This is a genomic window from Soehngenia saccharolytica DSM 12858, assembly GCF_059568515.1.
Window position 1 is genome coordinate 41,739 of record NZ_JCANTN010000007.1, and the last position, 23,453, is coordinate 65,191.

The 23,453-nt window shown below is 32.8% G+C and carries 20 protein-coding genes and 1 riboswitch; of the genes, 14 read left to right on the forward strand and 6 right to left on the reverse strand.

Translation table 11 applies throughout. The annotated features are described in order from the left end of the window. Positions 1-8: 8 nt before the first annotated feature. From BO51_RS03340 to BO51_RS03360, 5 genes are all read left to right on the forward strand, one after another. The gene (locus BO51_RS03340) at positions 9-1,397 is read left to right on the forward strand and encodes a VanW family protein (protein ID WP_496483961.1); all 1,389 of its coding nucleotides are present in this window, start codon (positions 9-11) and stop codon (positions 1,395-1,397) included. A gap of 39 nt (positions 1,398-1,436) precedes the next feature. After that, a riboswitch (cobalamin riboswitch) is annotated at positions 1,437-1,614 on the forward strand. A gap of 85 nt (positions 1,615-1,699) precedes the next feature. After that, positions 1,700-2,623 carry an ABC transporter substrate-binding protein gene (locus tag BO51_RS03345; RefSeq protein WP_496483963.1) on the forward strand — a complete coding sequence of 308 codons (924 nt, stop codon included), beginning with the start codon at positions 1,700-1,702 and terminating at the stop codon, positions 2,621-2,623. Between the two features lie 13 nt (positions 2,624-2,636). Further along, positions 2,637-3,686 carry a FecCD family ABC transporter permease gene (locus BO51_RS03350; RefSeq protein WP_496483965.1) on the forward strand — a complete coding sequence of 350 codons (1,050 nt, stop codon included), beginning with the start codon at positions 2,637-2,639 and terminating at the stop codon, positions 3,684-3,686. 10 nt (positions 3,687-3,696) lie between these two features. Further along, a complete protein-coding gene (locus BO51_RS03355; protein ID WP_496483967.1) occupies positions 3,697-4,959 on the forward strand; it encodes an ABC transporter ATP-binding protein in 1,263 nt (420 codons plus the stop codon). Between the two features lie 50 nt (positions 4,960-5,009). Then, positions 5,010-6,152, forward strand: coding sequence for a pyridoxal-phosphate-dependent aminotransferase family protein (locus BO51_RS03360; RefSeq protein WP_496483969.1), 1,143 nt, complete (start codon positions 5,010-5,012; stop codon positions 6,150-6,152). Positions 6,153-6,159: 7 nt separating this feature from the next. Here the strand turns inward: BO51_RS03360 and BO51_RS03365 are convergent, their stop codons facing one another. Genes BO51_RS03365 through BO51_RS03385 form a run of 5 tightly spaced genes read right to left on the reverse strand, consistent with a single transcriptional unit; the run spans position 6,160 to position 10,255 of the window. Beyond that, entirely contained in the window at positions 6,160-7,578 is a 1,419-nt protein-coding gene (locus BO51_RS03365) for an O-antigen ligase family protein (protein ID WP_496483971.1), read from the reverse strand. Between the two features lie 15 nt (positions 7,579-7,593). Beyond that, positions 7,594-8,070, reverse strand: coding sequence for a DUF4330 domain-containing protein (locus tag BO51_RS03370; RefSeq protein WP_496483973.1), 477 nt, complete (start codon positions 8,068-8,070; stop codon positions 7,594-7,596). 10 nt (positions 8,071-8,080) lie between these two features. After that, positions 8,081-8,569 carry a DUF4330 domain-containing protein gene (locus BO51_RS03375; protein ID WP_496483975.1) on the reverse strand — a complete coding sequence of 163 codons (489 nt, stop codon included), beginning with the start codon at positions 8,567-8,569 and terminating at the stop codon, positions 8,081-8,083. A gap of 11 nt (positions 8,570-8,580) precedes the next feature. Further along, on the reverse strand, positions 8,581-9,681 hold the full coding sequence (locus BO51_RS03380) for a glycosyltransferase family 4 protein (RefSeq protein ID WP_496483977.1): 1,101 nt from the start codon (positions 9,679-9,681) through the stop codon (positions 8,581-8,583). Further along, positions 9,674-10,255 carry a 5-formyltetrahydrofolate cyclo-ligase gene (locus tag BO51_RS03385; RefSeq protein ID WP_496483979.1) on the reverse strand — a complete coding sequence of 194 codons (582 nt, stop codon included), beginning with the start codon at positions 10,253-10,255 and terminating at the stop codon, positions 9,674-9,676. Before BO51_RS03385 ends, BO51_RS03380 begins: the two co-directional genes overlap by 8 nt. A gap of 106 nt (positions 10,256-10,361) precedes the next feature. Between BO51_RS03385 and ftsE the strand changes: the two genes are divergently transcribed. Genes ftsE through BO51_RS03405 form a run of 4 tightly spaced genes read left to right on the forward strand, consistent with a single transcriptional unit; the run spans position 10,362 to position 14,358 of the window. Next, positions 10,362-11,048, forward strand: a complete 687-nt coding sequence (ftsE, locus tag BO51_RS03390) for a cell division ATP-binding protein FtsE (RefSeq protein WP_496483981.1) — start codon at positions 10,362-10,364, stop codon at positions 11,046-11,048. After that, a complete protein-coding gene (gene ftsX, locus BO51_RS03395) occupies positions 11,032-11,934 on the forward strand; it encodes a permease-like cell division protein FtsX (protein WP_496483983.1) in 903 nt (300 codons plus the stop codon). The genes ftsE and ftsX overlap by 17 nt, the downstream gene beginning before the upstream one ends. 13 nt (positions 11,935-11,947) lie before the next feature. Then, positions 11,948-13,078, forward strand: coding sequence for a murein hydrolase activator EnvC family protein (locus BO51_RS03400; protein WP_496483985.1), 1,131 nt, complete (start codon positions 11,948-11,950; stop codon positions 13,076-13,078). Between the two features lie 53 nt (positions 13,079-13,131). Continuing rightward, positions 13,132-14,358, forward strand: coding sequence for a S41 family peptidase (locus tag BO51_RS03405; RefSeq protein ID WP_496483987.1), 1,227 nt, complete (start codon positions 13,132-13,134; stop codon positions 14,356-14,358). Between the two features lie 117 nt (positions 14,359-14,475). On the opposite strand, the gene BO51_RS03410 is transcribed toward BO51_RS03405, so the two are convergent. Beyond that, on the reverse strand, positions 14,476-16,041 hold the full coding sequence (locus BO51_RS03410; RefSeq protein WP_496483989.1) for a hypothetical protein: 1,566 nt from the start codon (positions 16,039-16,041) through the stop codon (positions 14,476-14,478). Positions 16,042-16,173: 132 nt separating this feature from the next. Between BO51_RS03410 and uvrB the strand changes: the two genes are divergently transcribed. The 5 genes from uvrB to BO51_RS03435 all read left to right on the forward strand — a co-directional run bounded on the left by uvrB (position 16,174) and on the right by BO51_RS03435 (position 23,416). Beyond that, positions 16,174-18,141, forward strand: a complete 1,968-nt coding sequence (gene uvrB, locus BO51_RS03415; RefSeq protein ID WP_496483991.1) for an excinuclease ABC subunit UvrB — start codon at positions 16,174-16,176, stop codon at positions 18,139-18,141. 10 nt (positions 18,142-18,151) lie between these two features. Beyond that, on the forward strand, positions 18,152-20,977 hold the full coding sequence (gene uvrA, locus BO51_RS03420) for an excinuclease ABC subunit UvrA (RefSeq protein WP_496483993.1): 2,826 nt from the start codon (positions 18,152-18,154) through the stop codon (positions 20,975-20,977). Positions 20,978-21,175: 198 nt separating this feature from the next. After that, positions 21,176-21,970 (forward strand): transporter substrate-binding domain-containing protein, encoded by a 795-nt coding sequence (locus tag BO51_RS03425; protein WP_496483995.1) that lies wholly within the window; start codon positions 21,176-21,178, stop codon positions 21,968-21,970. Between the two features lie 68 nt (positions 21,971-22,038). Beyond that, positions 22,039-22,695: an amino acid ABC transporter permease gene (locus BO51_RS03430; protein ID WP_496483997.1), complete on the forward strand. Its 657-nt coding sequence runs from the start codon at positions 22,039-22,041 to the stop codon at positions 22,693-22,695. Continuing rightward, positions 22,688-23,416 (forward strand): amino acid ABC transporter ATP-binding protein, encoded by a 729-nt coding sequence (locus BO51_RS03435; protein WP_496483999.1) that lies wholly within the window; start codon positions 22,688-22,690, stop codon positions 23,414-23,416. The genes BO51_RS03430 and BO51_RS03435 overlap by 8 nt, the downstream gene beginning before the upstream one ends. Positions 23,417-23,453: the final 37 nt, after the last annotated feature.

A 23,453-nucleotide genomic window follows, 5' to 3' on the forward strand; every position in this document is an offset into this window, starting at 1 on the left:
AATGATTTATGAGAAGAAGCACAAAAGTTGCTTTGACATTTGCTTTGACAATAATATTATTAGGGGTATTATCGTATTTTTATATTAATAATAAGCTAAATAGTGTGTATTTTTACGAAGGAATATATGTAGATGGCATTGAACTATCAGGTTACTCAAGGGATGAGGCTATAAATTTATTAAAAGATAAAAAGATAAAAGAAATTGAAGCAAAGAAAATGAAAATTCTATCAGATAGAAATAAGGAATTTGAATTCACATTGTCATTGAAAGATTTGGGATATGATTATAATTATGGAAAAGCAGTTGAAGAAGCCCATAATGTTGGTAGAGAAGGCAACTTTATTGAGCGATACAGATTCATTAGAAATCTTTTAAAAGACCCACTAAACATTGAATTAGTGTACTATTATGATCCAAATTCTATCGATAAATATGTTGATGAAATAAGTGAAACTTTATATGAAGAACCACAAGATGCTACTCTAAAATTTGATGGAACAAAATTTCATATAACTGATGAAGTAGTTGGGTATGAAGTTAATAAGGGAAAATTAAAATCAATGATAGAGTCAAATATTGATCAATTAAATGACATATATGTGCCTTATGATGAGATAAAACCTAAGACCACTGCAAAATTATATAATAAGGTCAACGGCCTACTTGCTCATTTTTCAACTAGTTTTAAATCCAGCGCGAGTGGGAGGATAAACAACATAAGGCTATCGGCAAATTCCTTCAAAGGGCTAATTGTTTTACCTGGAGAAGTAGTTTCATATAATGAAACTACAGGACCGAGAAGTTCGAAAAACGGTTATGAAGATGCCCCTGTAATAGTAAATGGAGAATTGACACCCGGAATAGGTGGAGGAGTTTGTCAAACCTCTACGACTTTATACAATGCGCTGCTACTAGCAGATTTAGAAATATTGGAGCGCCATCCTCACTCAATTCCACCTGCATATGTTCCAAAAGGGACTGATGCGGCAGTTGCGGGAACCTATTATGATTTGGTTTTTAAAAATAATTTTGATTTTCCTATTTACATTGATACAAAAATAATTGATAAGACCGTTCATTTTTATATCTACGGCGATGCCGCAAACAGGGATTATAAAATAAAAATCGGAACAAAATTATTGGAGACAATACCTTATAAGACTATAGAAAAGCTTAAGCCAAATCTTGAGCCTGGGACAAAGGAATTAATACAAGAAGGTAGAAATGGATATAAAGTGTCAACTTACAAATACAAGATAGTCAATGGAAATATTGTTGAAACAGTTAAGATATCCTCAGATTATTATAAAGAGAAAGATTATATTTATGAGGTAGGGCCAGAAAAAGAAGAAACACAAGCCATTGATCAAAATTTATCAGGGAACGGAGAATAAGGATTGATAATAATTAAATAATTTGTTATCATATATATGACAATTTAATAAAATTTAGGTATCTTTTAGATTTAAAAGGGAAAATGGTGTAAATCCATTACAGCCCCCGCTACTGTGAATGCTGACGAAATCAACATTATGCCACTGGGAAACTGGGAAGGCGTTGAAAGTAGAATGAAGCATAAGTCAGGATATCTGCCTAAATTTAAAGCCTCGGAGGGAGGGATGTGTATAAGTTTTTTTGTGCTTACCTCCATGGTAAGCTTTTTTGTTTTATTAATTACATCAAGGAGGGTATATGAATGAAAAAGAGAACTTTGTATTTGTTGTTAGCATTATTATTAATAGTAGGTTCGATATCAGGCTGTAGCAGTAATAAAAGCCCAGTTGAGCAAAATCCTGAAGAAGTAACAGAGAGCATTGAGATAACCGATGACTTTGGGAAAGTCATCACACTCGAAAAACCAGCAGAGAAGATCGTTTCTTTAGCACCTAGTCACACAGAAATACTATTTGCAATTGGAGCTGGAGAAAAAGTTGTTGGAGTAACTACAGCAGATGATTATCCTGAAGAAGTTAAATCAATTGAAAAAGTAGGCGGCTTTGATGGATGGAATCTTGAAATGATATTGGCGCTTGAGCCTGATTTAGTTTTAAATTATGGACAAGGCAATGAAGAAGATAATAAAAGACTTGAAGAAGCAGGTATTGTAGTAGCTAGTTTTATGCCAGAAACTATTGAAGAAGTGTTTACTACAATAGAAAAAATCGGCGTACTTACAGGGTGCAGTGATAAAGCTAGCGAGGTAGTATCTGATATGAAATCTGAGAGAGATGGAATAGTTGCAAAAGTTAAAGACTTGGGGACTAAGAGAGTTTTCTATGAAGTATATAACGATCCTTTGATGACAGCAGGGCCAGGATCTTTCATAGATGAACTCATAAATCTAGCTGGCGGGGAGAATATTGCAAAAGATGCCGATAGCCCATATCCACAATACGATGTTGAAAAATTGATAGAAAAGAATCCAGAAGTATATTTAATTCCAAATGATTCCACTACAACATTGGAAACATTAAAAGCAAGACCTGGGTTTGAGAATATTGACGCAATCAAAAATTCACAAGTGTATTTATTAGATGCTAACATAGTTTCAAGGCCAGGACCAAGGATTATTCAAGGATTAACTGAAATCGCTAAAGCAATTCATCCAGAAATAAATTAAAGTTGGGATAGAAATGGAACATAATTATAGGAAAAAGTCAAAACTTAGCATTATAATTGGCTTAATGGTGCTACTTGCTATAATTGTAGCTGTCGTGTCGGCAATCGGCAGCGCAAATATAAAAGCATCAGATGTGTACAGAATAATTCTTTCAAAAATTCCTATTATAAATAAATATGTAAATATAGAGAATATAACCGATGCTCAATTTGCAATAATCTGGAACGTAAGATTGCCAAGGGTAATTTTAGGAATATTGGTTGGCTCTAGTCTGTCAGTTGCTGGAGTATCGTTCCAAGGACTATTAAAAAACCCTATGTCAGACCCCTATATACTAGGGGTCTCATCTGGGGCTGCATTGGGAGCTACTATAGCTATCATAAACCATCTTGAATATGTTAAATATGGATTTTCAAGCATTACTTTTGCCGCATTCATTGGAGCTATTATATCTGTATTTATTGTGTACAATATAGGCAGAATAAACAATAAATTGTCAACAAATACTTTGCTTCTGGCAGGGGTTGCAGTAGGGCAGTTTTTTACTGCTATTATGTCATTTTTAATGGTTGTTAATTCTAATGATATGTCGAAGATAATATATTGGACGATGGGTAGTTTATCTGGAAAGGGATGGAATCCAGTAAAAAGCCTATCTATACCAATATTGTTGACTATAGTTGTGCTAATTTATTATTCAAAAGAGCTCAATATATTACTCACAGGAGACGAAACTGCAAAGAGCATGGGTGTGAATGTAGAGAGAACAAAGAGGATAATTCTAGTCCTTGGAACATTGCTCACTTCATTAGTTGTTTCTGTAAGTGGAATAATTGGATTTGTTGGGTTGATAATTCCACATATAGCCAGAATAATATTTGGACCGGACCATAAAATTTTGCTTCCTTGTTCTGCCATTGTCGGAGCTATATTTATGATAATTACAGATACTATTTCAAGAACATTGATTTCTCCAGTAGAAATTCCTGTAGGTATAATTACTGCGATGTTTGGTGGACCGTTTTTCATATATTTATTGAGAAGTAAAAAGAAAATGATGTGAGGAAATACATATGAATATTATTAATTTAAACAATGTAGAGTTTGGATATGGGAAATTAAAAGTATTGAAAAACATAGATTTGACCGTTGAAGAAGGCCAATTTCTTAGCATTATTGGACCAAATGGAGCAGGAAAATCAACATTATTAAAGTTAATCAACAATATTTATGAAAACTATGATGGGGAAATTTCCATTTATGGCAAAGATGTGAGAAGCTATAAAAGAAAGGAATTAGCAAGAATTGTATCTTTTGTACCACAGGATACTTTTTTAGACTTTGAATTTAGCATCGAAGAGCTTGTGTTCATGGGAAGATACCCTTTTCAAAAACGGTTTCAAAACGATCAAAAATATGATTATGACATTTCTTACAGGGCGATGGCATTAACTAACACTTTAGAGATAAAAGATAGACTTGTAACACAGATATCTGGCGGAGAAAGACAAAGAGCTTTAATAGCTAAAGCATTAGCTCAAGATCCTAAGATAATATTATTAGATGAGCCTACTTCACATCTAGATATCAACCATCAGATTGAAGTATTGGAGTTATTAAAAGAATTAAATAAAAAACAAAATTTAACAATAATTTCAGTCCTGCATGACTTGAATTTAGCTAGTAGATATTCTGACAAACTAGTATTGCTAAAAGACGGTCAAATATTAAAATCAGGGAATGTAGGAGAAGTGTTGACGGCTTCCAATATAGAAAATGCATACAATATGAGAGCGATAGTGGAGTTGAATAAATTTACAAATTCTTTGTTTATAACTCCTATTGAACCGAAGAAAAGAGATAAAAATGCTTCTTTGCCCAGCATACATTTAATAGCAGGTGGTGGCAGTGGGCAAATAATAATGTCAAGGCTTTTGAAGGAAGGAATAGATCTAAGTGTTGGAGTTTTAAATGTAGGGGATAGCGACTGGCAATTAGCAAAGAGTCTAAAAATTGAAATGGTTGAGGAAAAGCCATTTTCAGCAATTAAAGAGGAAACAAGCAATAGAAACCTAAATTTAATGAAAACTAAAGACATAGTTGTCATCGCACAAGTTCCGATTGGGCATGGAAATCTTTTAAACTTGGAGATGGCACTTACAGCTATAAATGAGGGGAAAAAAGTTGTTTATTTAAATGAAGATTCAGAGAAAAATATAGATTATACTAATGGAACTGCAACAAAAATAATGAACGATCTAATTTCAAAAGGTATGATAGTTTTTAATTCAATTGACAAGTTAATGGATTATATTGAAAATTATAAGTCTAAGTAACCCCTCATATGGTACAATATATGTATATATTAAAATATGGGGATGATTATGTGAAAACAAAAAAATTACTGATGATTCCAGGGCCAACACCTGTATCAAGAAGTATTCAAGACCAAATGGGAAGAGAGACCATTGCGTTTTCAGATGTGAATTTTGTAAATGATTTTAATTATTGTTTACGAGAATTAAAGGGAATTGTAAAATCAGATAGTGAAGTTTTTGTGATTTCTGGCAGTGGCACTTTAGCAATGGAAATGTCTTTAGCGAATGTGTTAAAAAAAGGGGATAATTTATTAGTTGTATCCCATGGTTATTTCGGGGATAGATTTATCGATATTGCTAAAAACAAAGGAATAAATGTCGATGTCCTAAGTGCTGAATGGGGTAAATCTGTGCCTATAGATTTAATCAGGGAAACCTTGAAGAAAAAAGCTTACAATGCGATTATAGTAACGCATGTCGATACTTCAACCGGTGTAAAAGCTGATATTAAAAGTATAGGTGAAATGTTGAGAGAATTCCCTGAGATCATTTATATAGTTGATGGAGTTTGTGCTACCGCTGGGGAAGAAGAATACATGAATGACATGAATATAGACATATTATTTACGGCTTCACAAAAAGCATTTGGGGTGGCTCCTGGATTGCTTATTTTGTGGGCGAATGAGAAAGCCATGAAAGCTAGGGAAAGACTCGGAGCTATAAGCGAATACTTCGTAGATTTCAATAATTGGTTGCCAATCATGCATGAACCAAGCAAATACTTTGCAACGCCGAGCGTGAACTTGATTTGGGCATTAAAAGAGTCTATAAGACTTATAAATGAAGAAGGTATCGAAAATAGGATTTATCGTCATGAATTATTTGGGAAAGCTTATCAAAAATCTTTGGAAGAGCTTGGATTTAAGATACTTGCCGACGAAAGATACAGAGCTAATACATTGTCAAATGTTCTCTATCCTGATGGGATTGAAGACGAATTGTTCAGGAATACTCTAGCTATAGAGGGAGTTCAAGTTGCAGCAGGGCTAGGAGCATTTAAGGGAAAAATGTTTAGAATAGGGCATATGGGAAATATTGACAAACATGACTTGATTTCTTCAATTGCGAGTATTGAAAGAACATTGTATAAATTTAACATTGATAAATTATCAAAAGGAGTAAATGTAATTCAAAAAGAATTGGTTAAATAAGCAAGGGCTACTGCCCTTGCTTTAAGTTTAATGCGCATAGAACCATGCTGATATTTATCCAAAACATTAAAAATATACGATTGTAAAACCAAACATAATCAGCTAAACCCATGACCAGTATTCCAAGTGTGCTAGCCAAAGATGCAGAAATGATTAATGATTGTTTAGAGTTTTTAAATTTATTGATTTTAATGTAACTGTTTTTAGCAAGCCTAAACATGAACATGATAAAAGAAAGTATCGATAAAATCCCTGCTTCAAGCCATAGCTGAATAAATAAGTTGTGAGTGTGTGCTACTGTCGTCAGACCGAAGCTTTTATATCTCTGATAAATTAAGGATACTGTCTTGCTTCCTAAACCAACGCCTGTGATCCAATAATCTCGGAGCATTACTAAAGCTGGCCCCATAATCATTTGTCTGTACTTTAATGATGTGTCGTTTGGATTAAATATTGTCATTAACCTATTGTAAATTGAACTTGGCAGAAATGGTATTGCAGCAAGTCCAAGGACAATCAGAACAGGGATGTATTTTTTATTCCATAAGAAAACGAATATGAAAATGCAAACTGCAAATGCCACCCATGCTGATCTTGAACCAGTCTTAAATAACATCAATAAAACAGGCAACGATGATAAAACAATTAAAATTTTGTATACTACATTCTTAGTTTTTAAAAAGAGCGGAAAGAAAAACGGAATTGATAAAACCAAGAATTCGCCGTATACATTTGGATTTCCAAAACTTGAAAAAACCCTTGCTCCTAGATTTTGATTGATAGTTAAATCAGTTAACGATGGATTTACTTCTATTCCGACAATTCTCCACTGATATAATCCATAAATAGAAGTCAGGATAGCAGTCACTGCTATAAATTTCGCAAGATCAAACAGCTTCTTTTCTGAGTTAACTTCCAATATTATGACAGCTATAAATACGAAAGTAGCAATATAGAAAACAAGTTGATTAAAACTTTCTCTTGGGAACACTGAACCTATCCCTGCTATGAACAGTGTTAGAAAAAAAATAATGAGTGAGTAATCTAGTTTTTCTAGTTCCAACTTAGGATTTTCAGACAATCCTTTTTTAAAATAAAATAATGTTGTTATAAGAGCAATTAATATGACAGCATATAAATTGCTCCACAAATGATCTGGAATTGTAAAAATAAAAATTATAGACACTCCTATTACATAATGTAAATTAGATCCAATAAATTTGAAAAACTTGATGAAATAGCTATTGTCAAATACATTACTCAATTTAGAATAAACTAAATGTATAAGGATAGATGGCAAACTGATAATGTAAATTAAGATATTCAATGAAATGCTATTAGCCCAATTTACATTTTTTGAAGTGTCAGTTGTTAAGTAATTAATAAATCTGCTATTTTGTAATTGCCTTATAAGAGTATCTTTCATATAAATCTCCTTTTGTTATTCATTTAAGATGTTTACATAAGAGATTCTGCCATCTTTTAGTATTGAATTGCCAGCATATAAAGTTATTGTTTGCCCTACATAGTAGACAGATTTATCAAGAGATATTCCATTTGGATTTAGTTCGCCAGACGCTTTCATAGTCAGTGTCAATGATATATACCCTTCCTTCTCTGAAGCTACAACATTTCCAGAATCGTCACTAGCAAAGACGACACTTGGACCTTTCTCAATTTTGGTAACTTTGCCAAAAGATGAACCTTGAATTGATTCTTTCACAGGGCTATCTATATGTATACCGTTTAGTACTGTTTCTGGAACCGCTTCAATATAAAAAGATATCTCAATATCTTTTTTTTGGACTTCATTTGTAGCTACATTCGCTTTTTCGAATTTAGATTTTACACTAACCGCAGCTAATACAATTACAATAATGATTAGTAAGTCTATCCAAGTAAATTTGTGTTTTCTCATAACAAACCTCCTAAAGCTGATTTACGGCATCTATTCTACCGTAGAATATTGAACTTCCTACTTTTAAATTGATTATTTGACCAATGTAATAAGTACTTCCGCCAATTACTACACCATTGTCTCCAACTTTTCCATTTGCTGTCAACGTAATATATATAGATGAATATCCATCTTTAGTTGAAGTGGTTTGTCTACCGAATTTATCTTTTCCATAAGATATGGAAGGACCCACGTTCTTTTCAGTGACATTTCCAAAACTTGCATTTAGCAAAGATTCACTTGCTGGGTCTCCTATTTTCACATTTTCCGCAGTGAAGGCATTAACTTCCTCTTGAAAAAATATGATTTCTATTTTACTTTCTTCATTCACAACGATATCTTTAACGCCGATTATTCCAAGTTTGTTTAATGCAAATACAACAAGTGCAATTAAGATTATCCCGATCACTATATCAATGACATTTAATTTTTTATGAAGTTTTTTATCGCTTTTATTCATGTGAATTCCTCCTATTTTAGATAAATTTTTAGAGTCTCTTCTGCTAAATATTTTAAATCGTATTTACTTACAATAGAGTCATAGCCGTTTTTCCCCATACGATTTCTTAATTCATCATCCTTAGTAAGTTTTAGCATTTCTTCCGCTAATTTTTCACTATCACCATATGGGACCAAAATGCCATTATTTAATTTATCTTCAATTATTTCCTTAGTTCCACCGCTATCAGTCGAAATGACAGGGAGTTTACAAGCCATCGCTTCTAACAGAGATATGCCAAACGCCTCATATTGTGAATGGCAAATGAAACAGTCAGATGCTTTTAAAAAATCCATTACATTATCTTTAAAACCTGTGAAAATTAAATGTTCATTTATTCCAAGTTCATCAGCATATTCTTTTATGGATTCAAATAAAGCTCCATCACCTACTAATATGAATACTACTTTTTTATTGACTTTTTCTTTTTCCATTAATTCAAAATAAGTTCTTATCGAATCAATAAAAAATTTATGCCCTTTTTCCCATCTGAATCTTGCCACAGAAGTTATGACTATGGCATCTTTATCAATATTATACATTTCTCTGACATTTTCTTTTGGCGGAGATTTCCATTTATCTAAATCTATGCCGTTTGGTATATATGATATTTTTTCACGAGGAAGTCCCTCTTTAATGAGCTTTTCTTCTACTGATTTGCTCACTGCAATTATCTTATCTGTTTTAAAAGATAAGAGTTTATTAAGATATATAACTGACTTTTTATTCTCAAAAAACATATGTCGACTGTTTATTATCTTTACTTTATTGCCTAAACACTTTGAAAGCACAGCTATAGAGTGTTCTCTTAAAAAGTGAGTGTGTACAACATCTACACTGTTTTCTACGCAAATTTTTTTTAAGTTTATAGCAGCTTTTATATCAAATGTTTTGTCCATTTCCATTTGTAATAAAGGAATATCAATCTCTTCAAACAATTTTCTTCCTGGGCCATCTTTAGAATATATTATTATAATATTTGCTTTTTCTTTGATTTCGTTAATTGTATTATAGACAGATATTTCAGTACCAGCATGCCCTAAGTAATTGAACATATGCACAATATTAAGCATTTTTAACCTCACATTCTATAAAATCTTTTTCAGTGATGATAAAATCAACAGGTATATCATACTTTTCAGAAGGAACTTTGTCAATTACTTGAAAGCTAAACGCAAGGCCAATAGTTACAGCGTCCTCACTTAGTAATGGAAGAAATTTATCATAATAACCGCCACCATAGCCGATCCTATACCCATTTTTATCAAACATCGCTCCAGGTACTATTACTAAATCGATAGACTTTTCATCTGCTAATTTTATATTATTAGGATCTGGTGATAGTATGCCAAAATATCCTGGAACTAATTGATTGAAGTTATCTATATAACATGGAAGCATGATTTTATTTTTACTGTCTATATATGGAACTGATATTTTTTTGCCATCCTTAATAGCTTTATTGATAAAATTGTGAGTATTCACTTCGTTGTCGAAGCTGACATAGCACATAATATTGATAGCATTTTTATAATAGCTTGATTCTATGAGACTATTCATTATCATATCACTATAACTTTCGACTTGTTCTATGCTTAAACTTTTTCTAATTTCCAATATCTGTTCTCTCAATATTTTTTTATTCAAAGAATATCACCTCAAGTGTTTATTTATCTTTCCATTTATAATATAATATATCATTAGAAAGCAAAATGAAATATAAAAGTGGAAACTGAATTTTGAGGTGATAAATTTGATTAGATTTGTTAATGTTTCTAAGGAGTATAAGAATGGTGTTATTGCTTTGTATGACATCAACATTGAAATAAATAAAGGCGAATTCGTATTTTTAGTAGGTTCAAGTGGAGCTGGGAAATCAACTTTAATTAAACTTCTTTTAAAAGAAGAAGGAATTACACGAGGCAAATTATTTTTGAATGGCGCTGACATAACAAGAGTACCTAATAGGAGGATACCCTTTATAAGAAGACAATTAGGAGTGGTGTTTCAAGACTTTAGGCTGCTGCCTAATAAGACAGTTTATGAAAATGTAGCTTTTGCGATGGAGATAATAGGCGCTAGCCCTAGAGCGATAAGAAGGAGAGTTCCAACAGTTCTAAGCATGGTGGACTTGAGTAGAAAAGCCTCTTCTTATCCCGATCAACTTTCCGGAGGAGAACAGCAAAGAGTTTCTATTGCAAGGTCAATTGTAAACAATCCTCCAGTGCTTATAGCAGATGAGCCTACTGGAAATCTTGACCCTGAAACTGCAAATGGTATAATGAAAGTATTGGTGGATATCAACAATAGGGGGACAACCGTTTTAATGGCTACGCATGCGAAGGAAATTGTAAACAATATGAGAAAAAGAGTTATAGCCCTGGAAAATGGACGAATTATTAGAGACGAAGAGAAGGGTGGGTATGGCAGTGAAGCTTAGAGTATTTAGAAATATGTTTAAACAAGGGATTCAGAGCATGTGGAGAAACAAGAGCATGGGTTTGGCTTCAATTACTAGCATCTCTGCTGTTTTGATGATACTTGGAATAGTTTTAGTATTGATATTGAGCATAAATAATGTCGTAAATGATACAAAATTGAAATTTGACGAAATAGAAGTATTTTTAGAAGACGATATAAGTAGCTCACAGATGACAAAAATAGAAGAAACAGCTAAAAATATTTCTGGTGTAGTATCAGTTATATATAGATCAAAGGAACAAGCACTTGATTTGATGAAACAAGATTGGGGAGAAGATGCATATCTTTTGGAGGATTTAGAAACAAATCCATTGCCAAATTCTTATATTATCAAAGTTGAAGATATTGAACTTGCAGATAATTTAGTAAATTCAATAAAAACACTTGACGGAGTCGAAGAAGTGAAATATTATAAAGATATAATTGATAGATTGTTGAGTTTCGCAAGCTATATAAGGATTGGCGGAATAATTATAATCTCTGTTTTAGTTTTTGTCTCTATTTTTATAATATCCAATACAATCAAGTTAACAGTAACTTCTAGAAAACGAGAAATTAACATAATGAAATATGTTGGAGCTACTAATAGCTACATAAGGGGACCTTTTATAATCGAGGGTGTGTTTTTTGGATTGGTTGGAGCATTGTTTTCTATAGTGGTAGTCTATTATGCATACAGATATTTATACCTCAATATGAATGAGAGCTTCTATAATATGTTCACATTTTATTTAATACCTCCTGAGTCCATAATCACTGATATTGCGGTTATATTTTTGACTATTGGAGCTGGTATTGGAGCTATGGGAAGTATGCTATCGCTTAAAAAGTTTCTAAATGTTTAGGAGGATTGTGAGAATGAAACATAAGAAGATGATTTCGCTATTTGTAGCTATGGTTTTTATATTTTCAACTGTTTTTCAAGTTTATGGGCAAACAATAAGCGATTTAAAAAAACAGCAATCGGAAATACAATCTCAAATAGATCAGACTAAGAAAGAATTAGAATCCATGCAAAACCAAACCGACACATTAGAAAACCAGATTAAAGAACTGGACTTGAAGATTTCAACTGCACAGAGTGAATTGGACAATGTGGAAAAAGAATTGGAAATAATAAATGCAAATATTGATCAAGCTGAAAAAGATCTAGCAGAGGCAGAAAAAAACATAGCTGAAAAAACTGATACTTTTAACCAAAGGTTAAGAGTTATGTATAAAAATGGGAATGTAGGATATCTTGAAGTTTTGTTGTCGTCTGGGGATATTAAAGATTTTTTATCTAGGCAAACTATGATAGAATCAATCGCTGAGCAAGATAAGGAATTAATACAATACATGAAAGAGCAGCGCGATATAGTCGAGCAGAAGAAAGTAGAACTAGAAGCACAAAGAGCTTCAGTTGAAATAACGAAATCTAAATTGGAATCAAGAAAAAGGGATTTAGAAACGGTTAGCAGACAAAAAGAAGATCTCATGGGAAGATTAGTCAAGGACATAGACGCATATGAAAAAGAATATGATAAGCTAAATGAATATGCAAAACAAATTGAGTCTAAGATAGTTGAACTTCAACGAAATACTAATCCTTATTCTGGTGGAGTAATGTTATGGCCAGTTGAAGGCTATTCCAGAATCAGTTCTTCATTTGGATACAGGATTCATCCGATATTTAATGTTCAAAAGCTGCATACAGGTATAGATATACCTGCACCTACTGGGACTAAGGCAAGGGCAGCTTCCGATGGAATTGTAATATACGCAGATTGGCTTGGATCATATGGAAAGACTGTCATGATAGACCATGGAGGTGGCATAGTAACGCTCTATGCACATAATTCTTCAATACTAGTGTCAGAAGGAGAAACTGTTTCAAGAGGACAAGCAATATCAAAAATTGGGAGCACAGGTAACTCTACTGGTCCTCATTTGCATTTTGAAGTTAGAAAGAATGGGGCTTATGTTGACCCTATACCTTGGTTAAAGTAAAAGGAGAGTACTCTCCTTTTTTATTTTTAGTTTCATATTATAAGGGGTGCAAAATGAAAAACAAAAAAAGAACGATCATATTTTTAATTATTTTAATAGTAAGTAATGTAGTTACATTTGCTTTATCGAACTATTTAACAGTAAATGTAAATGATAAAGTGATAATACCAAGTTCTGAATATAAAGTTTTAAAGGAATTATACGAAGACAATAAGAAGGTGGCTTTAGTAAGGAAAACAATAGATGAATTGTATCTTAGGGAAGTTGATGAAGAAGCTTTATTGGATGGACAATTAAAAGGAATGGTCAATGCTTTAAATGATCCATATTCAGTGTACATGACTAAAGATGAATATGAGAGCTTTAATGCTGAAACGGACGGCGAATATGGTGGAGTTGGAATCATTGTAACACCGGGTGATGACAATTTAATCACTGTAGTATCCCCAATAGAAGACACTCCTGCAGAAAAAGCAGGAATACAGACTGGAGATAAGATATTAAAAGTAGATGGAAAAGAATTTTTTGCTGAAAATATGGATGAAGCTGTAAAAATAATGAGGGGTGAGCCTAAAACTAAGGTGGTACTCACAATTCTAAGAAAAGATAAATCTAGTGAAGTCAGCACATTTGATGTAGAACTGACTAGAGAAATTATAAAATTGGTTTCTGTTAAATCTAAGATGTTAGAGGATGGGATTGGATATATAAGAATAACTTCTTTTGATAAAAACACAGCTGATGATTTTAAAAGGCAATTGAAAGATATTGAAGGCAGCAGTGCAAAAGGTCTGATCATAGATTTAAGAAATAATCCAGGTGGATTGTTGGATGTGTGTGCAGACATAGCAGATGAATTACTAGATAAGAAGATAATTGTTTACACTCAAGATAAATATGGGAATAAGGAATATTTGTATTCTGACAGCAACATGACTAAGCTGCCAATTGTTCTGTTAGTAAACGAGGGCAGTGCTAGCGCTTCTGAAATACTAGCGGGAGCAATAAAAGACCATCAAAGAGGAACTTTAGTTGGAACAACAACCTTTGGCAAAGGAGTAGTCCAAAGAATAAAAGATCTACCTGATGGTTCAGGTTTAAAGATAACTGTATCTGAGTATTTTACACCTAATGGCATAAACATTCATGGGATAGGCATAAAACCAGATATTGAAGTTGAACTTAACGAAGGAGTAAAAGACATTGGACCAGATTATTTGGACCAAGACAACCAACTTCAAAAGGCGATTGAAGTATTACAAAACAAAATAAATGAATAGAACAAATTCATAAGAAATAAACTCCTCATAAATTAACTAGGTCTAATGAAGAACTGTTAATAATATGAGGAGCTTATTTTTAAATTTTTAATTAGACTTAGTTAAGTAATTAAGAAACTATTTATTTAAGTTGTTTGCCTTTATTGAGAAAATTATTGGAGTTGAATCTGTATCATAAGGAAGAGCTGAATTAGTATAGATTTTATCCTCATCAACATCATAGATGGTTTTCAATCCAAATACTTTCCCCAACTGAGTTTGTTCATTACTATATAAATCAATGACATACGCTTGATAAAGGTCGGTCAGACCTATGTTTTCCATAGCGAATATCTTTGAATTTGATGTTTGCGTATAATATACAAAATCTTTTTCTAAAGTTTTTATTGCGAGATTATTCTTTAAATCGTATATATTTAAAGAATTGGTGTTTTTTGATTCATCAAATTTTAAATATACCAATGTATCGTTATTTATTACCGTAGCTTTATAACCATCGTCAATATATGACAATTCGCCAGATTCATTCACTTTATATATGCTGTTGTTCTTTTCTGGATACAATAGTTCTTCAATTATTATTTCATCACCATATGATTTAATGTTAGCTATATTTTTATTTAGTTGACAATATAAGTAATATTTCTGCTCACTCAAATTATATCTGTAAATCCTTGAATCATTTACTGCGGAAACATCTAATAAGTACAATTCATTTTGACTTTTCCAAGAAGTTTTATCGATAGATTTGCCTTTAAGGTCTTTAAGCTCCTTAATTTTGTTCTCATCATTTATATAAACATATACATTTCCAAATTCGTCTACAAAACTTATATTGTTTGAACAATTGCAGATTTGTGCATTTACTACATTTGTGGTAGTGGATAAAATAAGTTTTTTTGTTGATGATTTTAAATTGTAATAATATAAATTGTGTGCAATTGTGTTACCTGATTGATCAACCATATCATTAAGGTATATAAACCCTTTGCCATATGAATAAAATAAAATATTCCCGTAATCTATGAGATTTGAAACTAAATCTCGCTCAATTTTCTCTATTTCTCCTGTTTGAATATCAACCTGAACATCTAAATTTATGATTGGCACTTTGTTGTTTTCTTTTTGGTAAACATTTTCAAAAGATATATCCCAATAGTAATTATCGCCTCTACTGAGGACTTGCACAGTTGGAGAAGTGGAAGAATACAGTCCATAATCTGCCTTGACTTTGTTAATTATGTCTAGTAAGTTGTAATTGACTTGTATCGGATCGTAATTTTCGCTAATCACTTCTAGCTCTAATGAGCTTAGATTTGGAATATTGTCAACTAGTGCAACTGTAACTTGTGGGACAATTAATTGGGAAATATTATTCTCATCATCAACTTTAAGATGGATTTTCAAGCTTGTTCCATCTAGTTTTATCTCAGAAACATCTACATTTGAGCACTCAACTAATCCGCCATATATTAATATTTTTTTCTCGTTTCTATCTTCTATAATCTCTGCTCGAGGGCTTGTATTTTGATAGCTTGTGGATAAAAGGATCTTATCCACCTTAAAATTAACGTCTGTAGCATCTGCTATAGATTCAGATCCTAATATAGAATTTATTTTAAAAAAACCTATCAGTAAAAGACACGAGAAGGATAGAAAAATAAGAAATTTCATTGATTTCATTATATATCTCGCCTCCAGTAATTAGATTTTACAATATATTTTGCATAATCACAAGTTTTAAATGAGTAGATTTTTGTTGTCAGTTGTTTTATAATATATATAAGAACAAATGTTCAAGAAAGAGGTAGTATTATGGGCAAATTTAAAATAGTATCTAATTATAAACCAACTGGTGATCAACCAGAAGCTATAGATAAAATTGTAGATGGATTAAATCGAGGATTGAAGCATCAAGTTCTTATGGGTGTAACTGGTTCTGGTAAGACTTTTACCATGGCTAATATTATAGAAAAAGTACAAAAACCTACTTTAGTAATTGCGCACAATAAAACACTCGCTTATCAGTTGGCAAGCGAATTTAAAGAGTTTTTTCCTAACAATGCTGTGGAGTATTTTGTAAGCTATTACGATTATTATCAACCAGAAGCATATGTACCTCAAACTGACACATATATTGAGAAAGACTCGTCAATCAATGACGAGATTGATAAATTAAGACACTCTGCAACGATGGCATTGTTTGAACGTAGAGATGTTATAATAGTCGCATCGGTGTCATGCATCTATGGCCTTGGGGATCCTATTGATTATGAAAATTTAGTTGTGTCGTTAAGACCAGGTATGAAAAAAGATAGAAATGAAGTTATGAGGAAACTCATAGACATTCAATATATGCGAAATGATATCAATTTTGAAAGAGGCACTTTCAGAGTTAGAGGTGATATCCTTGAAATATTTCCAGCCGCTTCTAGCGAAAATACAATTAGAGTTGAATTCTTCGGAGACGAAATAGATAGGATTACTGAAATAAACTATTTAACTGGCCAAATTATTGGATATAGAAATCATGTGTCTATTTTTCCTGCTTCCCACTTTGCAACATCACCTGAAAAAGTTGAAAGAGCGTTAATTAGCATAGAAGAAGAACTTGAAGATAGGCTAAAAGAGCTTAGGGACAAAGATAAGCTAGTGGAAGCTCAGAGGCTTGAACAAAGGACTAGATATGACTTAGAAATGCTTCGAGAAATGGGATTTTGTTCAGGAATAGAGAATTATTCTAGGCATCTTAGCAATAGGCCTAAAGGAAGTAGACCATATACTTTAATAGATTATTTTCCTGACGATTTTTTGATTATTGTGGACGAATCTCATGTTACAATTCCTCAGATAGGTGGAATGTATGAAGGAGATAGATCTAGAAAGACTACACTAGTAGAGTATGGATTTAGGTTGCCATCAGCATTAGATAACAGACCGCTTAAATTTAATGAGTTTGAATCAATGGTTAATCAAATAATATATGTATCAGCAACTCCTGGAAACTATGAATTAGAACATGCTCAAAATGTTGTTGAACAAATAATTAGACCTACCGGATTGTTAGATCCTGAGGTAGAAGTGCGACCAACTAAAAATCAGATAGATGATCTAGTTGAAGAAATAAAGAAAACTACTCAAAGAGAAGAGAGAGTTTTAATTACAACGCTTACTAAGAAGATGGCAGAAGATCTAACTGAGTATCTCAAGAAAATTGGCATAAAAGTGACTTATTTACACTCTGATATAAATACAATTGAAAGAATGGAAATAATAAGAGATTTAAGAGTTGGAAAATACGATTGTATTGTAGGGATAAACCTTTTAAGAGAAGGCTTGGATTTACCTGAAGTGTCATTAATTGCTATACTAGATGCTGATAAAGAGGGGTTTTTAAGAAGCGAAACATCTCTAATTCAGACAATAGGTAGAGCAGCAAGAAATATAAATGGCAGAGTAATCATGTATGCAGATACCATTACTAAATCTATGAGAAAAGCTATAGACGAAACAAACAGAAGAAGAAAAATTCAAGCTGAATACAATAAAGAACACAACATAGTGCCAAAATCAATCATAAAAGGCGTAAGGGATATAATAGAAGCAACCATTGTTGCCGAAGATGAAAATATTTATGAAGAAAACTTGACAAATGAAGAACTAGAAGCTATGATATTTGAACTTGAAAAAGCCATGATAAAAGCAGCTGAAGAACTTGAGTTTGAAAAAGCCGCACAGATAAGGGATAAAATGATTGAATTAAAGAAAAAGATAGTTTACTAGAGGTGAACAAATGACCAAAGAAAAAATAATTATTAAAGGAGCAAGAGAACATAATTTAAAAAATATAGATATAGAACTGCCAAGAAATGAGATGATTGTTTTTACAGGCTTGAGTGGTTCTGGCAAATCTTCACTTGCTTTTGACACTATATATGCTGAAGGTCAAAGGAGATATGTAGAATCTCTCTCAAGCTATGCAAGACAATTTTTAGGGCAGATGGAGAAACCAGACTTAGATTATATAGAAGGATTATCTCCTTCTATTTCTATTGACCAAAAGACTACATCAAGAAATCCTAGATCCACCGTTGGCACTGTCACTGAAATTTACGATTATCTAAGACTTTTGTTTGCGAGAATTGGCATTCCATATTGTTATAATTGTGGAAAAGAAATAACAAGTCAAACAATAGACCAAATGGTTGACAAAATAATGAATTTAGAAGAAGGCACGAGGATACTCGTATTATCCCCAATAATCAGAGGTAAAAAGGGTGAACACATCAAGACATTAAACCAAATAAAAAAAGATGGTTTTTTAAGGGTTATAATAGATGGAGAAAATTATGAACTGGAAACAGATGATATAAAGTTAGAAAAAACAAAAGCTCATACAATAGAAGTAGTCGTAGATAGACTTATTGTAAGGGAAGGCATAGAGTCAAGATTAAATGACTCTCTAGAAACTGCATTGAATTTAGCAGATGGACTCGCCATTGTGCAAATCGTAGATGGAGAAAGGCTTCGGTTCAGTCAAAAGCTAGCGTGTCCAGATTGCAATATCTCCATAGAAGAGATTTCGCCAAGAATGTTTTCATTTAATAGCCCATTTGGAATGTGCCCAACCTGCAATGGATTGGGTTTTCATAAAGAAATAGATGAAGATTTAGTGATTCCAAATAAAAATTTAAGTATTTCACAAGGGGCTATAGCACCTTATTCAAATACTGACGAAGATAATTACTATTATCAAATATTCAAAACTCTTGCTAAAGACAATGGATTTAGCGTAGATGAACCTATAAAAAATGCACCTGAGAGCTTTTTAAAGGAACTATTTTATGGAACTGAAAGGCCGATTAAATTCAAATTTTTGAGTTATTTTGATGATTCAGGTAAGAAAGAATTCAATGGGAAATTTGAAGGAATTATTTCGAATTTAATGCGTAGATATAAAGAAACACAGTCTGATTTTATGAGGGATAAAATTGAAGAATATATGTCAGAAATACCTTGTCCTGATTGTAATGGCAAGCGCTTAAAAAAAGAAGTATTGTCAATAAAAGTAAACGGATTAAATATTTCAGAAGTTACCGATATGCCTGTGATTAAGGCATTGGATTTTTTTGAGAACATCGAACTTTCTAATAAAGATATGATGATAGCAGATCAAATACTCAAAGAGATCAAAGCCAGATTAGGATTTTTAGTTGACGTTGGATTAGATTATCTCACATTATCTAGAATGGCAGGGACGTTGTCAGGTGGGGAATCCCAGAGAATAAGATTGGCTACACAAATAGGTTCTAGTTTGGTGGGGGTCATATATGTGTTAGATGAACCTAGCATAGGCCTCCATCAAAGAGATAATGGAAGATTAATTAAAACGCTTCGAAACTTGACAGATCTTGGGAACACTTTAATAGTTGTTGAACATGACGAAGATACTATAAGGGCTGCCGACCACATTGTCGACATCGGACCAGGTGCAGGCATACACGGCGGAAACATAGTTGCTCAAGGGACATTAAAAGATATTGAAAGCAATCCTAAATCTATCACTGGAGCTTATCTGTCTGGAAAACTCAAAATAGAAGTACCAGATGAAAGAAGAAAACCTAATGGGAAATGGATAAAAGTAATTGGTGCAAGAGAAAATAATTTAAAAAACATTGATGTGGATATTCCGCTTGGAGTATTCACATGCATAACTGGAGTATCAGGCTCAGGAAAGAGCTCTTTGGTAAACAAGATTCTTTTCAAAGCATTATCTCGAGAATTGAATGGTTCTAAACAAAGAGCTGGAGCATATGAAAGAATTGAAGGCATCGACTATCTTGATAAAGTAATAGAAATAGATCAAAATCCAATTGGCAGAACCCCAAGGTCCAATCCAGCGACATATACTGGCTTATTTGACCATATAAGAGATGTATTTGCAATGACAAATGAAGCAAAGATGAGAGGCTACAAAAAGGGCAGATTTTCATTCAATGTCAAAGGTGGGAGATGTGAAGCTTGCAAAGGAGATGGAATATTGAAAGTAGAGATGCATTTTTTACCTGATGTGTATGTGCCTTGTGAAGTGTGCAAAGGCAAGAGGTATAATAGAGAAACACTGCAAGTTAAATACAAAGATAAAAGTATAGCAGACGTACTTGACATGACCGTTGAAGAGGGGTTAGAATTTTTCCAAAATATACCAAAGATAAGAAAAAAACTTGAAACACTATATGATGTAGGTTTAGGTTATATAAAAATCGGGCAACCTTCAACAGAACTTTCTGGAGGGGAAGCACAGAGGATAAAACTAGCAACGGAGCTATCGAAAAGAGCTACAGGCAAAACGATATATATATTAGATGAACCTACAACAGGCCTTCATAGTGCAGATATTCATAAATTGATAAAAGTATTGACTCAATTAGTTGAAGGAGGAAATACCGTAGTTGTCATAGAACATAATTTAGATGTCATAAAGACAGCAGATTATATTATCGACCTAGGACCTGAAGGTGGAGACAAAGGCGGATATATAGTAGCTTGTGGTACTCCTGAAGAAATAGCAAAGAATGACAACTCGTATACGGGGATGTTTTTAAGAAAAATCTTATAAGATATCATTGCATTATAAATAGATTTGATGTAAAATGAAGACTATATTAAAAAAAGGAGGTCTTAATCTTGGTAGAAACAAAACTACACAAGAGCCAATGGGAGTCAATGATGTTTATTGCAAACGGCATTAAGACTTCCGAAGTGCTAAGGAGTTCCTCGCTATAATTTAAGAAATTTAAATATAGGAGGAATAAAAATGAATAAAAAATTAATTGTGTTGATTGTATTAACTATGGTAGCTGTTGCTTTATCTTCTTGCACAGCAAATGCTGACAAAACTAGCATATCTAAATTTGAGGATATAAAAGAGTCGGGTAAATTAGTTTTGGGAACAGCTGCTGATTATCCACCATACGAATATCATAAAATGGAAAATGGAAAAGATCAAATTGTGGGCTTTGACATCGAGATAGCTAAAGAAATTGCTAAAGACTTGGGTGTTGAGCTGGAAATAATCGACATGAAATTTGAAGGATTACTACCTGCTTTGACAATGGGCGACATCGATTTAATTGTAGCAGGATTAGTGCCTAATGAAGAGAGAGCAAAAGTCGTTGATTTTTCTATTCCATATTATGAAGCAGAACAGGCATTGTTAGTTAGAACAGAAGACCTAGATGAATTACAGTCAATTGATGATTTTGCTGGTTTAAATATTGGCGCACAGAAAGCAACACTGCAAGAAGAAATAGCGTTGGATAAATTCAATAAGGCAAACTATATTGGTTTGAGCAAAATAACTGATTTAATATTGGAATTAAAAAACAATAAAGTGGATGGAGTTGTTTTAGTAGAACCAGTAGCTAAAGCCTATGCTGCTCAAAATAGTGACTTGAGTTTATCTAAAATTGATTTGGGCAAAGAAGACGGTGTAGCAGTTGCAGTAAATAAAGGCAATGAAGATTTGCTTAAATCAATTAATTCTACAATCAGCAGATTGATAGAAAATAAGACAATGGATGAGTTTATTAAGAGTGCTTCAATAGAATAAATAGTATATTCCTCGGCAAAGGAGATTTTTTCTCCTTTGCCATTCTTTTTGTTTGAAAGGAGAAAGATATGATAGATAAAGAATTTATAACTACTTACTACGGTTATTTTTTAGAAGGTTCAAAAATAACCTTGATGATAAGCTTAATTGGCGTCATTTTTGGGACGATTTTGGGTGTGATTGTTTGCTTGCTGAAGCTTTCAAAAATTAAAATACTTAGATTTATTGCAAGTTCATACATTGAAGTCATAAGAGGCACGCCATTACTGTTACAACTTTATATAGTATATTATGGTTTGCCAATGGCTTTACCATTTGAATTAAGCAGAATGACTTTAGGCACAATTGCAGTTTTTTTAAATAGTTCAGCCTATATCGCTGAGATATTTAGAGCTGGGATCAACTCAATAGACAAAGGACAAATGGAAGCCGCAAAATCGCTTGGAATGTCAAATGGAATTTCCATGAGATATGTTATATTGCCGCAAGCATTTAAAAATGTATTGCCTGCTTTAGGCAATGAATTTATAACATTAATTAAAGAATCTGCGATTGTTTCGGTTGTAGGCATTCACGACATAATGTACAATTCAGACACATTAAGAGGCATTACTTATAAGCCTTTTATGCCTTTGGTTTATGCGGCTCTGATATATTTTATTATGACTTTTACATTGTCAAATGTAGTAGCTAAGATAGAGGGGAGTATGAAAGAAAGTGATTGATATAGTAAACTTAAACAAGAGTTTTGGGGAATTAAATGTCCTAAAAGACATCAATGTCAGCATAAACAAGGGAGAAGTAGTTGTAGTTATTGGGCCAAGCGGTTCAGGGAAAAGCACATTTTTAAGATGCATTAATTTATTAGAACAACCTACTAGTGGAGACATTATATTTCAAGGAAATTCAATATTAGGTAAAGAATTGGACATAGAGAAATACAGACAAAAAATCGGGATGGTTTTTCAGCAATTCAATCTTTTTAACAATAAAACAGTTATCGAGAATATTACTTTAGCTCCAATAAAAGTTAAGAACATGTCGAAAGCAGAAGCTGAAGACATAGCAATGAAATTATTGAAGAGAATAAATTTAGAAGACAAAAAAGATGAATATCCCAACAAATTGTCAGGCGGACAAAAGCAAAGAGTTGCGATCGCGAGAGCTTTGGCAATGAAGCCTGACGCTATTCTATTCGATGAACCCACTTCAGCTTTAGATCCAGAAATGGTTGGAGAAGTGCTGGAGCTAATGAAGGAGCTTGCAATTGAAGGGATGACAATGATAGTAGTGACTCATGAAATGAGTTTTGCAAGAGAAGTAGCAAGCAGAGTTATATTTATGGATGAAGGTGAAATAATTGAAGATTCATCACCAGAGGAAATATTTACAAACCCCAAAAACCAACGTACAAAAACATTTTTAAATAAGATTCTGAAGTGTTAATTATAGCCAAAGAAACTCCAAAGTAGTATAATTTAAG

Bases quoted from the DNA above. Each gene is read 5' to 3' on its own strand.
- BO51_RS03340 (WP_496483961.1), top strand. From the start codon at position 9: ATGAGAAGAAGCACAAAAGTTGCTTTGACATTTGCTTTGACAATAATA.
- BO51_RS03375 (WP_496483975.1), bottom strand. From the start codon at position 8,569: ATGAATAAAAGCGATAAAAAACTTCATAAAAAATTAAATGTCATTGAT.
- BO51_RS03345 (WP_496483963.1), top strand. From the start codon at position 1,700: ATGAAAAAGAGAACTTTGTATTTGTTGTTAGCATTATTATTAATAGTA.
- BO51_RS03380 (WP_496483977.1), bottom strand. From the start codon at position 9,681: ATGCTTAATATTGTGCATATGTTCAATTACTTAGGGCATGCTGGTACT.
- BO51_RS03365 (WP_496483971.1), bottom strand. From the start codon at position 7,578: ATGAAAGATACTCTTATAAGGCAATTACAAAATAGCAGATTTATTAAT.
- BO51_RS03410 (WP_496483989.1), bottom strand. From the start codon at position 16,041: ATGAAATCAATGAAATTTCTTATTTTTCTATCCTTCTCGTGTCTTTTA.
- BO51_RS03370 (WP_496483973.1), bottom strand. From the start codon at position 8,070: ATGAGAAAACACAAATTTACTTGGATAGACTTACTAATCATTATTGTA.
- BO51_RS03405 (WP_496483987.1), top strand. From the start codon at position 13,132: ATGAAAAACAAAAAAAGAACGATCATATTTTTAATTATTTTAATAGTA.
- uvrA (WP_496483993.1), top strand. From the start codon at position 18,152: ATGACCAAAGAAAAAATAATTATTAAAGGAGCAAGAGAACATAATTTA.
- BO51_RS03355 (WP_496483967.1), top strand. From the start codon at position 3,697: ATGAATATTATTAATTTAAACAATGTAGAGTTTGGATATGGGAAATTA.
- BO51_RS03425 (WP_496483995.1), top strand. From the start codon at position 21,176: ATGAATAAAAAATTAATTGTGTTGATTGTATTAACTATGGTAGCTGTT.
- BO51_RS03400 (WP_496483985.1), top strand. From the start codon at position 11,948: ATGAAACATAAGAAGATGATTTCGCTATTTGTAGCTATGGTTTTTATA.
- BO51_RS03350 (WP_496483965.1), top strand. From the start codon at position 2,637: ATGGAACATAATTATAGGAAAAAGTCAAAACTTAGCATTATAATTGGC.
- uvrB (WP_496483991.1), top strand. From the start codon at position 16,174: ATGGGCAAATTTAAAATAGTATCTAATTATAAACCAACTGGTGATCAA.
- BO51_RS03430 (WP_496483997.1), top strand. From the start codon at position 22,039: ATGATAGATAAAGAATTTATAACTACTTACTACGGTTATTTTTTAGAA.
- ftsX (WP_496483983.1), top strand. From the start codon at position 11,032: ATGGCAGTGAAGCTTAGAGTATTTAGAAATATGTTTAAACAAGGGATT.